This window comes from Stenotrophomonas sp. Marseille-Q4652, assembly GCF_916618915.1.
Lineage (GTDB): Bacteria > Pseudomonadota > Gammaproteobacteria > Xanthomonadales > Xanthomonadaceae > Stenotrophomonas.
Genome location: NZ_CAKAKE010000001.1, coordinates 1,394,018 through 1,406,991 on the forward strand (window position 1 = coordinate 1,394,018; position 12,974 = coordinate 1,406,991).

The window sequence follows — 12,974 nt, forward strand, 5'->3', positions numbered from 1 at the left end:
TTGCAGCTTTACTCCGCCGCGGCATCGGGTACCGACAGTCCATGAAGGTTAGCGTAGATGCGGGCGGCCAGTGCGTCATTTATCCCCTCCACGCGCGCGATCTCGCCCTGTCCGGCGGCCTTGAGTCCGGCCAGGCCACCAAAGTGCTTCAGCAGGCTGGCACGACGACGCGGTCCGATGCCGGGGATGTCTTCCAGCTTGCTGGTCATGCGCGCCTTTTGCCGGCGACCGCGATGGCCGGTGATCGCAAAACGATGGGCCTCGTCACGCACCTGCTGGATGAACTGCAGCGCCGGTGAAGCGGCGCCCGGACGCAGCTCGCGACCATCGGGCAGCAGCAGTGCCTCGTGCCCGGCGCGGCGCTCCGCGCCCTTGGCCACGCCCACCAGCATCACGTTCTCCACGCCGAGGTCGGCCAGCGCGGCCTGGGCCTGGGCCAGCTGCCCTGCCCCGCCGTCGATCAGCAGGACATCGGGCAGCACCCCCTCCTCCTCCACCGCGCGACGGAAGCGGCGCTCGATCGCCTGGCGCATGGCCGCGTAGTCATCGCCCGGCTCGATGCCGCTGATGTTGTAGCGCCGGTACTGGCTGCGCACCGGGCCGGCGGCGTCGAACACCACGCACGATGCCACCGTGGCCTCGCCCATGGTGTGGCTGATGTCGAAACATTCGACCCGCTTTACCTGCTCGGCCAGCCCAAGCATCTCGCGCAGGGCCTCGCTGCGCGCGTGCTGCGCGCTGCGGCTGCCCACTTCGGTGACCAGGGTGATCTGTGCATTGCGGCTGGCCAGCTCGACGTAGCCGGCGCGTTCGCCGCGCACGTTCCACTTCAGCTGCACCTTGCGTTCGGCAGCGGTACACAGGGCGGCTTCGATCAGATCGGCGTCGGGTATCTCGCGGTCCAGCAGGATTTCCCGCGGCGGGGTCTGCTCGGCGTAGTACTGCGACACGAACGCAGCCAGCACCTCGTCCGCGCTGTCCTCGCCATTGGTGCGAGGGAAGAACGCGCGGGTACCGAGGTTGCGACCATCGCGGAAGGCCAGCAGCAGCACGCAGGCACTGCCGCCCTGCACCGCGCAGGCCAGCACGTCCAGGTCGGCGGCGCGACCATCCACGTACTGCCGGTTCTGCATGCTGCGCAGCGAGGCGATGAGGTCGCGCAGGCGCGCGGCGCGTTCGAACTCCAGCTCCTCGCTGGCGCGCTGCATGGACTGCACCAGTTCCTCGCCGAGCTGGTCGCTCTTGCCCTCCAGGAACATCGAGGCACGCCGCACCGCCTCGGCATATTCCTCGGCCGGCACCAGCCCTACGCAGGGCGCGCTGCAGCGGCCGATCTGGTACTGCAGGCATGGCCGCGAGCGGTTGCGGAACACGCTGTCCTCGCAACTGCGCAGCTTGAACAGCTTGTGCATCAGGTTGAGCGTCTCGCGCACCGCGGTCACGCCCGGATACGGCCCGAAGTAGCGACCCGGCACCGAACGCGGGCCGCGATGCAGGCCGATCCGCGGCCATTCGTCGCGGGTCAGCAGCACATGCGGATAAGTCTTGTCGTCGCGCAGGGAGACGTTGTACCGCGGCGAAAGCGACTTGATCAGCTGGTTTTCCAGCAGCAGCGCCTCGGCCTCGGTGCGGGTGACGGTCACGTCCATGCGCGCCACCTGCGAGAGCATCATCATGATCCGGGTGCTCTTGGGCGACCCGTTGAAGTAACTGCCGACGCGCTTGCGCAGCGCGCCGGCCTTGCCGACGTACAGCAGGGTGTCGTCGGCGGCGTACATCCGGTAAACCCCCGGGGCGGTACTCAGGTTGGCTGCAAACGCCTTGCCATCAAACGCCGGGGCTGCCTCACTGCTCATTCTTCGATTGGCACTTCGCCCAGCTCGCCGCTGTTGGGGTCATAGCAGAGCACAGCGTGGCCGTCGGTCTCGGCGATGAAGACCTTGCCCGCGGCCACCGCCAGGCCCGCCGGTGAATGCAGCCGCCGCGGCAGTTGCACGGTCGACAGCTCGCCGCCGCCCAGGCGCAGGGTGCGCAGCAGCCCGTTGCCAGCATCGGCGATCCACAGCACGGGCGCGTCGGCGCTGTGCGCGATCGCCTGCGGGAACTGCAGCAGGGCCTGGCTGCGCGGCCCGTCATGATTGCCGAACTCCCACGGACCCTGGCCAAGCAGGGTCTGCACCAGGTCGCCACGCAGCTGCATCGAGCGCACGGCCGAACCCAGCGCGTCGCAGACATACAGCACCTGCTGCACCGCGACCACGGCGCTGGGCTGGGCGAAGGCGGCCAGATGGCCGCTACCGTCACGTACCTCGATGCCCCCCGCGCCGGCACGCCAGGACAGCCTGTGGTTGCCCAGGTCGTAACTCCAGATGCGGTTGTCGCCGGCCATCGCGACCAGCAGCTGGTTCTCGGCCACGGCCACGCCCAGCGGATAGTGCAGCGGGCTGTCCCACGGCTGGGAAAGCTGGCCCTCGACCGGCGCACCGGGGCGGCCAGTGCCGCACAGCGTGTCGACCTGGCCGGAGAGCAGGTTGATCCGGCGCAGCGCGTGGTTGCCGGTGTCGGCCACGTACAGCACGTCGCGTCCCAGCGCCAGGCCGCGCGGCCGGTTGAAGGTGGCCTCGCTGGCACTGCCATTGACCATGTCCGCCGTACCCAGGCCGAACTGGCGCAGGATGCGGCCACCGTGGGTGCATTCCAGCACGCGGTGGTGACCGGTGTCGGACACGTACAGCCGGTCGGCGGTGGCCGCCAGGCCGGTCGGGAACCGCAGCGGCAGCCGCGGTTCGGCATTCATCTCGGCACCGCCGCGGATATCGTCTTCCAGCGGCGCGGAAAGTCCGTCGCACAGGCCATGCAGCGCGCGATCCAGCTCCCCGCCCAGACCGACCAGACGGTCGCGCTCGCGCCCCTGGGCGTCGATCAGCACCAGTGTCGGCCAGGCCTCGACCTTGAACCGGCGCCAGGTCTGCCAGTCGGCATCAAGCAGGATCGGGGCGGTGGCACCTGCCCGGCGCAGCAGCTTCAGCGCCTGCTGCGGCTGGCGCTCAAAGTCGAAGCGCGGCACCTGGACGATGACCAGCTGCAGCTTGCCGGGGTTGCGGGCCTGCCACAGCGCCAGTTCGGCCAGGCGCTGGGCGCACCATGCCGAAGCCGCGTTGACGAAGGCCAGCACCACGGGGCGTCCCCGGTGCTCCATCAGGGTTGAAGGCGCGGCATTGAGCCACGTTCCGAACTCCGGCAAGTCCTGTGCGGGTTGAACGTTCATGCCCCGATTATGCCGGACTCGGCGTCGTGCAACAGTCGCCGCACGGTTCCCACGGCCGCCGCGTCCACCAGTTGCCAGACCTGCTCGAAATGCGCGTGGCCGCCCGTGTAGGGATCCGGGATCGCCGCCGGCGCTTCCAGCCCGGCCCAGGGCAGCCACAGCGAAACCCGCCCGCGGGCGGCATCGGGCGCCAGCCGGTCCGCATCGCGCCGGTTGTCCGCATCCGCGCACAGCACCCAGTCGAACCGGCCGAAATCCGCGGGCTGCAACTGCCTGGCACGCAGCCCGGAAATGTCCACACCGTGCCGGGCTGCGCAGGCGATGGCGCGGTCATCCGGTCGCTGGCCGGCATGCCAACCTCCAGTCCCCGCCGAATCCACCTCCACCCGGCCAGCCAGCGGCGACTGTTCGAGCCGCGCCCGCAGCGCGCCCTCGGCCATGGGCGAGCGGCAGATGTTGCCCAGGCAGACCAGCAGCAGCCTCATGCCGGCGACTGCAGCCGCTTTTCGGCGCGGGCCAGGTCCTCGGGGGTGTCGATGCCCGGCGGGAATGGCTCGGGGGAGATTCCCACGGCGATGCGGTAGCCAGCCTCCAGCACCCGCAACTGCTCCAGCGATTCGATCTGCTCCAGCCGGCCCGGCGGCATGGCCGCGAAGGTGCGCAGGAAGCCTGCGGTGTAGGCGTAGATGCCGATGTGCCGCAACCACTCCTGCCCCGGCAGCGCCTGCCGGTCGCGGGCAAAGGCGTCGCGATGCCATGGAATGGGTGCGCGGCTGAAGTAAAGCGCGTCACCCTTCGCGTTGTGCACCAGCTTGACCACGTTGGGATCAAACAGGGTTTCCGCGTCCTCGACCGGCGTTCCCAGGGTAGCCATCTGGGCGCCGCTGTCGCGCAGCGCCGCCGCCACCGCGCGTATACCTGCCGCCGGTGCGAAAGGTTCGTCGCCCTGCAGGTTCACCACCACGGTGTCGTCGTCCCAGCCGGCCATCGCCGCGCATTCGGCCAGGCGGTCGGTGCCGGAGGCGTGCGCCGGATCCGTGATCGCCACGCGCACGTCGGCCAGGTCTTCCAGAGCAGTAGCAATGCGGGCGTCGTCGGTGGCGACCCACACTTCGCGGGCACCGGCCTGCAACGCGCGCCGCGCCACGTGCAGCACCATCGCCTCGCCGCCGATGGGCGCCAGCGGCTTGCCAGGCAGCCGGGTGGAGGCGAAACGGGCGGGAATGGCGACAACGAAGGCGCCGGGGAGACCGGAATCTGGCGACATGGGAACGTCCTGCTGTATGCAGACGCTAGTTTGCACCGCCATCCGTGATGCGGGGAGACCCCCCGCACGGTCATGCTCAGCCCTGGCCGAGCTTGCCCAGGCGATCGAGCAGCGCGATCCAGAACGCAGCCGGCAGATCGGCATGCAGCGGCACGCTGTAGTGCCAGTCCCGGGCAAATCCATGGCACTTGATCGCGTCCTTCTCGGTCATCAGCACCGGCAGCCCGCTGCCGAAATCCAGGTCTTCGGACTGGTAGCGGTGATGATCGGCAAAGGCATGCGGGACCACGCCGATGCCATGGCCACGCAGCATGGCGAAGAAGCGCTGCGGATGGCCGATGCCGGCCACGGCATGCACGCGCTGGCCGGAGAACGCCGACAGCGGACGTTCGCGACCGCCGGTCAGTGGCTGGGCGCCCTCGATCCGCACGCGCATCGGCCACTCACCGAACCCCGACTGCGGCGGTTCGGCGACCTGGCCAAGGTTGACCACGCGGAAATCGCATTCCCGTGCCCGTGCCACCGGCTCACGCAGCGGACCGGCCGGCAGCATCAGGCCGTTGCCGTAGCGACGCTGCGCATCCACCACCTCGATCTCGATGTCGCGGGCCAGCCGATAGTGCTGCAGGCCGTCATCGCAGACGATCACGTTGCAGCCAGCCTCGATCAGCGCCCGCGCCGCGGCCACCCGGTCGCGGTCCACACGCACCGGCACCCCGGTCTTGTGGGCGATCAGCAGCGGCTCGTCGCCGCCCAGTTCTACGGGGGTATCGGCATCGATCCAGCGTGCGCGGCTGGATTCCTCGCGGCCATAGCCACGGCTGGCCACGCCCGGGTTCCAGCCGGCCTCGCGCAGGCGCTGCACCAGGGCAATGGTCAGCGGGGTCTTGCCGGTGCCGCCGGCGGTGACGTTGCCGATGACGATGACCGGCACCGGCACCTGCCGGCGCCGCAGCAGGCCATGACGATAAAGCCAGCGGCGCAGCCCGATGGCCGCGCCGTACAGCGGCGCGACCAGCCGCGCCGGCAACGGCACCGGGCCGTCGTCATACCAGTACGACGGTGTCTGCGGACCAGGACGGGACATCAGGACCTTTCCCGGAACTGCATGTTGTGCAGGTGTTCGTACAGCCCACCCATCGCCAGCAGCTCCTGGTGGGTGCCGCGCTCGACGATCCGGCCCTGGTCCATCACCAGCACCTGGTCGGCATGTTCAATGGTGGACAGGCGATGCGCGATCACCAGGGTGGTGCGCTCGGGCATCAGCTTCTGCAGGGCATCCTGCACCAGCCGCTCGGACTCGTTGTCCAGCGCGGCCGTGGCCTCGTCCAGGATCAGGATCGGGGCGTCACGCAGGATCGCGCGGGCGATCGCCAGGCGCTGGCGCTGGCCACCGGACAACAGTGCGCCGTTCTCGCCGACCGGGGTCTGCAGCTGCTGCGGCAGGCGCTCGATGAACTCCCACGCATTGGCGGCTTCGGCCGCCGCGCGGATCTGTGCGTCGGTGGCATCGATGCCGTAGGCGATGTTGGCGGCGATGGTGTCGTCGAACAGCATGACCTTCTGCCCGACCAGGGCGATCTGCTTGCGCAGGTCGGCCAGGCGGTAATCGTGCAGTTCCACCCCGTCCAGGGTGATGTGGCCACCGCTGGGTTCATAGAAGCGCGGCACCAGCCGCACCAGGCTGGTCTTGCCGCTGCCGGAACGACCGACGATGGCCGTCACCGTGCCCGGCTGGGCGACGAAACTGATGTCGTCCAGCGCCAGCCCGCCATCCTGCTGGTAGCGCAGCATCACGTGATCGAAGCGCAGCTCGCCACGGGCACGCTGCACGGACCGGGTGCCGGTGTCGCGCTCGGCCTCCATGTCGAGGATGGAGAACAGGCGCTCGGCGGCGGCAACACCGCGCGAGATCGACGTCTGCACGCTGGTCAGGCGTCGCAGCGATGGAATGATGGCCATCATCGAGGCCATCAGCGCCATGAACTGGCCGGCGTTCAACCGTCCGGCCAGCGATTCACGGGTCGCCACCCACACGATCACCGCAAGCGCCAGCGCGGCCAGGAACTGCACCGTGCCCGACGCCGCGGCACGGGTGGTCTCCACCTTCATGTTCAGCCGCAGCATGCGGTTGGCCAGCGTGGCGTAGCGCGAAATCTCGTGCTGCTGCGCACCGTGGACCTTGACCTCCTGCTGCGCGGCCAGCGACTGCTCGGCGCTGTGTGCCATCGAGCCCATGCCGTCCTGGATGCCACGGCTGATGCGGCGGTAACGCTTGCCCACGTAGGACACGATCAGGCCGATCAGCGGCACCACCAGCAGCATGGCAAAGGTGACCTTGACGCTCATCTGCAGCATCACCGCCAGCATCGCGATGATGGTCAGGCCATCGGCGACGATGGTCTTGAGCGAGTCGGCGCTGGCCTGGGTGACCTGTTCGGTGTCGAAGTTGAGCCGGCTGACCATCACCGGCGTGGCCTCGCCATCGAAATGGGTCGACGGCAGATGCAGGTACTTCACCAGCACCTGCTCGCGCAGGTCGCGCACCACGCTGCGGCCGGTGCGCGCCATGCAGTAGTCACCGATGAAGGTGGCCAGGCTGCGCATCAGGAACAGGCCAAGGATCGCCAGCGGCAACAGCACGGCCATCCGCGGCTCGGGATTGACGAAGCCGCGGTTGAGCATCGGGTCCATCAACCGGGTGAAGCAGTAGCCGGCCGCGGCTTCCACCACCATCGCCACCAGCGCCAGGCCGAGGAAGGTCGAATAGGCGCGGGTGTATCCCAGCAGCCGACGGTAGATCGGCCACACCGGAGTCTGCTTGCCACTCATTGTTGGGGTTCCGGCGCGGTGGCGATGGCGATGCGGCGGAAGCCCAGCTGGCCCAGCGCGTCCTGGGCGGTGACCACGGCCTGGTACGGCGTGCGCGCGTCAGCGCGCAGCAGCACGGTCTGCTCGCGGTCATCGCCGGCGATCCGGGCGATGGTCTGCTTCACGGACTCCACGTCGGTGCGCAGCACTTCCTGGTCGTTGATGAAGTAGCGGCCGTCGGCATTGACCAGCACGCTCAGCGAGCGTGGCGGCTCGGGGTTGTTCTGGTCGCTGGCCGTCGGCAGCTGGATCTGCAGGGTGGAACGCGCATCGAACGTGGTCGTGACCACGAAGAAGATGATCAGCACCAGGATCACATCGATCAGGGGCACCAGATCGATATGCGGTTCGTCATGGGCGCGGTCGTCGCGAATGCGCATCCGCTCACCCCTTGGCCGGTGCCGGGGAACGCGGGGCCGCCGCCGGCTTGGCAGCAGCCGCCATCACCGCCGGGCGCCCGTCGAGTGCATCCAGCAGCGCGCTGGCCTCCTGCTCCATCTCGATCACGTAGCCGGTGATCCGGCCCTTGAAGTAGCGGTGGAACATCAGCGCCGGGATCGCCACGATCATGCCGGTGGCGGTGCACACCAGCGCCTTGCCGATACCACCGGCCAGCTGGTTCACGTCGCCCACGCCGTGGTCGAGGATGCCCAGGAACATCTGGATCATGCCGACCACGGTACCGAGCAGGCCCAGCAGCGGACCGGCCGAGGCCACGGTGCCCAGCGTGTTGAGGAAGCGCTCCATGCGGTGCACCAGGTGGCGGCCGGTGTCCTCGATGCGTTCGCGGATCTGGTCGCGTGGCCGGTTGCGTGCCTCCAGGGCCGCGGCCAGCAGGGCGCCCAGCGGGGAATTGGCCCGCAGCGACTCGATGTGCGAGCTGTCCAGCTTGCCGCGCGCGGCCCAGTTGCGGACTTCCTGGCCCAGCCCCGGGGGCAGGACCTCGTTACGCCGCAGGGTCCAGAAACGTTCCAGGACAATCGCCAGCGCCAGCACACCCAGCAACAGCAACGGCACCATCGGCCATCCGCCGGCCTTGACCAGTTCCCACACGTTTCAATCCTCCGGCACGCCGGCCGCCTGTTTGGAGGTCGATAGGATAGCAGCCGTCCGTGCCCGTCCGGCGGCGTCCCACAGGCGTCCGCGCCAGTGGCGGTAAGCCCGCAACTGCAGGCCGTCACGCCCCAGCCAGACCCTTGCCGCACCGGCCTCGGCGGTAGTGATCACCTCGGCACCAGCGTCCTCCCAACGCCGCACCACGTCGCGTCGCGGATGGCCAAAACGGTTGCCATGCCCGGTCGAGATCAGCACCAGCCGCGCGCCAGTAGCCTCGACGAATCCGGGCCGCGAGGAACCCGCGCTGCCGTGGTGGGGGGCCACCACCACATCGGCACGCAGCGCTTGCGGCGTGTCGCGCAGCAGGCGTTGCTCGATGACCTCGCCGATGTCGCCGGTCAGCAGCATCGCGCCATGTGCGGTCTCCACCCGCAGCACGCAGCTGGATTCATTGCGCAGGTACGGAAAGGCCAGCCCCGGATGCAGGAAGGAGAACACTACGCCATCCCACTGCCAGCGCTCGCCCGCCTCGCAGGGTTTCCCCGGAGGGATATCCAGCCCCGGAGGCGCACGCCAGTCATGGATCGGCGTCACCGCGGCCACGGCTTCCATGCCACCGGCGTGGTCATTGTCCCCGTGGCTGAGTACCGCCATGTCCAGCCGCGTCGAGCCCAGCGCACGCAGGGCCGGGACCACGGCGCGTTCGCCGGCGTCAAACCCATCCCGGATCGCCGGTCCTGCGTCATACAGCAAGGCGTGGCCTGCGGTACGCACCAGCAACGCCAGCCCCTGCCCCACGTCGATCATCACCAGCTCGGCCTCGCCATGCCGGGGCAGTTCGCGCGCAGGCCACAGCAGCGGCAGCCACAGCAGCAGGGCAAGCGGCTTGCCCGGCACCGGACGCGGCAACAGCAACCAGAACGCCCCCAGCAGTGCCAGCGGCAGCGCGGCGGCACGCGATTCCGGCAGCCACAGGAGTGAAAACCGTCCGCTTGCCAGCCACTGGAAGCCGGGCCAGGTGAGATCGAAACACCAGGCCGACGCCTGCCACGCCCAGCTGCCCCAACCGGCATGCACCGCCTCAAGACCCGTGCCGACCAAGGCCAGTGGCACCACCACCAGGCTCCACCAGGGAATGGCCACCAGGTTGGCCAGGGGGCCAGCCAGCGAGGCCTGCCCAAACAGCATCGCCGTCAATGGCAGCAGGCCGAGCGTGGCCACCCACTGCGCGGAAAGGAACCCCTTGACCAGGCCGTCGTCACTCCCGGGCAGGCACCAGGCCAGCCACGCGACCCCGGCGAAGCTGAGCCAGAAGCCGGGCGCAAGCACCGACAAGGGATCCACCAGCAGGACGGCCAGCGCGGCCAGGGCGAGTGATCCGGGCACGTCGATCGGCCGTCGCCAGCCCCGCGCCAGCACCACCACCGCGATCATCAGCACGGTGCGCACCGTGGGCAACGCAAAGCCCGCGACCGCGGCATAGCCGGTCGCCCCGAGCAGCGCCATTCCTGCGGCGGCGATGGGCCGGGGAATCCACCGGCCCAGTCGTGGCACCACTCGCCACGATCCCGCTCCGATCAAGGCGAAGAAGCCGGCCACCATCCCCACGTGGAACCCGGAAATCGCAATGAGGTGTGTCAGCCCGGTGGCGCGCAGGGCCTGCCAGTCCGCCTCCTGCAGTCCGCGCGTGTCTCCCAGTGCAAGCGCGGTGACATAGCGCGAGGACTCTGCCGGCACGGCCCGGGCGATGCGCCTTGCCATCCGGTCGCGCCATGCGTCGATGCCAGTCGCCGGCCCCAGCACGGTCGCGGTTTCCGGACTGCGGACATAACCCGTAGCAGCGATACGCTGGGCCAGTGCATGGCGCTCGCTGTCGAACCCGCCCGGATTGACCAGGCCACGCGGGGCCCGGACCCTGGCCTGGATCTGCCACCGCTCGCCGGCGCGCAGGGCGACGCGGGGGCCAGGCTCCGCTGCATCGAAATCGTCGTACCACGACAGCTGGACCGTGCGGCCCCGCAATGCCGTCGGCTGACCCGGCTCATCGTCGACCGCGAGCCTGAACCGTGTCCGCCGCGGCTGCACCTCCGGCAGGCCGGATACCACACCGGAAACCTGCACTTCCCTGCCCTCGTCTGCCAGCGGCAACTGCTGGCCCAGCACCCAGCCCGCATGCAACGAGGTCCACGCGAAGCCCACAAGCAGGGCGCCCAGCCAGCGGGCGTCGCGCCCGAACAACCATACGAAGACTCCCGCGGCCACGGTGAGGACCGCGACCCACAACGGCAGCAGCGCGGGCAGGCAGAACACCAGCAGCGCGCCGGCCAGCAGCGACGCCGCGGTGGCCCGGCCAGCCAAGGCCACCCTGGCCCCTTCCGGGGGCTGACCAGCAGATACAGGCTGCGACACGGTTGGACTCCATTCCAGAGGCGGGCACGGCGCGGATCCTTCCGCGCCGGCTTGAAGCGTGTGCAATATCGCCCGGGTAGATGACCCCTGCCCGGGCAGGGGTCAGGTATTGCCCAGCCCCCGTTGCCCCGGCGTGGTCGGCGCGGTCTCGGCCTGCGGCATTACCCGCGCCTGGGTGCCGATTGCTGGGGCGGGTGGCGGCTCCGGCGTCGCACGTGAGGCCATCAGGGCGGAGCCAGCGTGCATTCCCGGCGGCTGGCCACCGGGGCCGGGGTAACCCGCCGAGTTTCCACCAATCTGTGGATAGGCAGCGAACGTGCCCAATGTGCCCTGGAAGAACATTGCGGCCATCGGCGGGGCAGTCAGGATCAGGGTCGACAGGATCAGGCCCATCCCTCCCTGCTGCATGGCCTGGCTGGTCATGCCGTTGACGCTGCCAGGATCCTTGAGCAGGTAGGTGCTGGCCAGGGCGCTGAACCAGAACGCCTCCGATACCCGGACCACCATGTCCAGCGCGATGGACACCATCACCGCCAGCACCGCCATGGAGAACATCGTGCCTATTCCGTAGAGGAGCCAGCGCTGGAAAAGCGGCCTGGTCTGGTCGAACAGCAGGCACAGGATGAAGATCGGGCCCAGGCCAATGAACATCGCCATCGCCACCTGGTACAGCAGCAGCATCGCGCCTGCCGTGATCGCGGGCCCACCGGTTCCTACACCGATGAACCACTGGGCGCGGCTCTTGTCCTGCTGCAATGCTGCATCGTCATGCACCTGCAGCGCATCGATGCTCGACAGCGCGACCTGCATCCAGGCCAGGCTTTCGTCGATCTGCTTTTCGGGCTTCTTGTCCTTGCCCGTAACGACAACCGCGATCAAGCCGTTCAGGTCTTCGGTCAGGAAGTCGTGCACGTTGCGGCCGAACAGGCTCATGGTGGCCGCCACGCTGACGATCAGGGCGGCACGCGCAGTATTGGTCACCAGCACCATCATCGAGTCGCGGCTGCGCCCGGTGACGATGCGATACCCCTGGACCATCACCCACAGGGTCATCAAGGTCAGGGCAATGCCGGTTACCCATTTAATGGTGCGGCCGAGCATCGTGATTCCGAATTCAGCCACCTGGTCCCGGAGGAAATCCAGGATCAGGCGGAAGAACACAAAATCGCCGATCGATTGCGCCCGTACCATCCGGGCCAGCGCCTCGGTCATTTCGCTGGCCATTTCGAGACTTTCCATGTTCCCTGCCCATCCTTCCCTGGTTTCCCGCATTCCAGAACAGGCTCCGATGAGCCCCCTGGTCCTTGGCTGGCTTACTTCTTCAAGGCCATCTTCAACGCAGCCGTCTGTACAAGCTGGTTGGCCAGCGATCGCTTGTTCGAGCCTTTCAAAGCGATCCGGGCCAACGTGTTCTGGTTCAGCTGCATGACCCGGACGTAGCGGTCGTAGGCCTCCATCTGCGCGGCCCACTCATCCGCGGCCACCTGGATCTCGTTGGAGAAACGCGCCGCCTCGTTGTTCGCTGCCTGCACCGTCCCTTCCTTGTTGTTCCTCGAGCGCATCTCGAAGATTTTCCAGAGCGAACTCTCCATGCCAGCGACGGTCTTCTCCAGGAAATCGACCGACTCGTTGTACTGCAGGTTCTGGACCATGCGGATGTTCACGCAGAGCTGCCGCTGCTGCGCGAGCAGGTCACCGTTGAGATCGAAGACGACCTCCCGCAACACATCACCCCATCCCGCGGGGCCTTGCCCGCAGGTCTCCTCCACCATGTAGTCGGGCTCGATCTTCTCCAGCTTGGCGCCTGCCGGCCGTTTGAGCAGGTAGGTGGACGGATCGAAGATCGACATCGCCTGGTCGATCTGGTTCTTTACCTCCCTCCAGCGCTGGGCTTCCTGTGCGTACTCCCGCGCCTGCGAAATGTAGCCCTGGATGGCCTGGGTAATGGCGGTGTAGTCGATGACCGGCGTCCCTGCCGAGACACTGTTCGCCGAGCAGGCGATCACCAGTCCCAGCATCCATGCCGCCCGCCGCCGGGGCTGTCCCCTCCCTGCTGCGTCCTTGTGTTTCATTTCCATGATCGTCCTTGTCTGCTCTTGGTTG

At 68.4% G+C, this 12,974-nt stretch carries 10 protein-coding genes and 1 pseudogene; all 11 read right to left on the reverse strand.

Annotated elements, in window-relative coordinates:
• Positions 1–8: 8 nt before the first annotated feature.
• Complete coding sequence (uvrC, locus tag LG380_RS06530) at positions 9–1,856, reverse strand: excinuclease ABC subunit UvrC (RefSeq protein WP_225764102.1); 1,848 nt, start codon at positions 1,854–1,856, stop codon at positions 9–11.
• Complete coding sequence (locus LG380_RS06535) at positions 1,853–3,268, reverse strand: hypothetical protein (protein ID WP_225764103.1); 1,416 nt, start codon at positions 3,266–3,268, stop codon at positions 1,853–1,855. The genes uvrC and LG380_RS06535 overlap by 4 nt, the downstream gene beginning before the upstream one ends.
• The gene (locus tag LG380_RS06540; RefSeq protein WP_225764104.1) at positions 3,265–3,753 is read right to left on the reverse strand and encodes a low molecular weight protein-tyrosine-phosphatase; all 489 of its coding nucleotides are present in this window, start codon (positions 3,751–3,753) and stop codon (positions 3,265–3,267) included. Before LG380_RS06540 ends, LG380_RS06535 begins: the two co-directional genes overlap by 4 nt.
• Positions 3,750–4,535 carry a 3-deoxy-manno-octulosonate cytidylyltransferase gene (gene kdsB / locus LG380_RS06545; protein WP_225764105.1) on the reverse strand — a complete coding sequence of 262 codons (786 nt, stop codon included), beginning with the start codon at positions 4,533–4,535 and terminating at the stop codon, positions 3,750–3,752. The genes LG380_RS06540 and kdsB overlap by 4 nt, the downstream gene beginning before the upstream one ends.
• Positions 4,536–4,611: 76 nt before the next feature.
• Positions 4,612–5,622 (reverse strand): tetraacyldisaccharide 4'-kinase, encoded by a 1,011-nt coding sequence (gene lpxK / locus LG380_RS06550; protein ID WP_225764106.1) that lies wholly within the window; start codon positions 5,620–5,622, stop codon positions 4,612–4,614.
• The gene (gene msbA / locus LG380_RS06555) at positions 5,622–7,367 is read right to left on the reverse strand and encodes a lipid A export permease/ATP-binding protein MsbA (RefSeq protein ID WP_225764107.1); all 1,746 of its coding nucleotides are present in this window, start codon (positions 7,365–7,367) and stop codon (positions 5,622–5,624) included. The genes lpxK and msbA overlap by 1 nt, the downstream gene beginning before the upstream one ends.
• On the reverse strand, positions 7,364–7,786 hold the full coding sequence (locus tag LG380_RS06560; RefSeq protein ID WP_225764108.1) for a biopolymer transporter ExbD: 423 nt from the start codon (positions 7,784–7,786) through the stop codon (positions 7,364–7,366). Before LG380_RS06560 ends, msbA begins: the two co-directional genes overlap by 4 nt.
• A gap of 4 nt (positions 7,787–7,790) precedes the next feature.
• Positions 7,791–8,459, reverse strand: a complete 669-nt coding sequence (locus LG380_RS06565; RefSeq protein ID WP_225764109.1) for a MotA/TolQ/ExbB proton channel family protein — start codon at positions 8,457–8,459, stop codon at positions 7,791–7,793.
• Positions 8,353–10,826: pseudogene (locus LG380_RS06570) on the reverse strand (DNA internalization-related competence protein ComEC/Rec2). Before LG380_RS06570 ends, LG380_RS06565 begins: the two are co-directional and overlap by 107 nt.
• Before the next feature lie 147 nt (positions 10,827–10,973).
• Positions 10,974–12,110, reverse strand: coding sequence for a type IV secretion system protein (locus LG380_RS06575; protein WP_225764110.1), 1,137 nt, complete (start codon positions 12,108–12,110; stop codon positions 10,974–10,976).
• A gap of 74 nt (positions 12,111–12,184) precedes the next feature.
• Complete coding sequence (locus LG380_RS06580; RefSeq protein ID WP_225764111.1) at positions 12,185–12,943, reverse strand: hypothetical protein; 759 nt, start codon at positions 12,941–12,943, stop codon at positions 12,185–12,187.
• Positions 12,944–12,974: the final 31 nt, after the last annotated feature.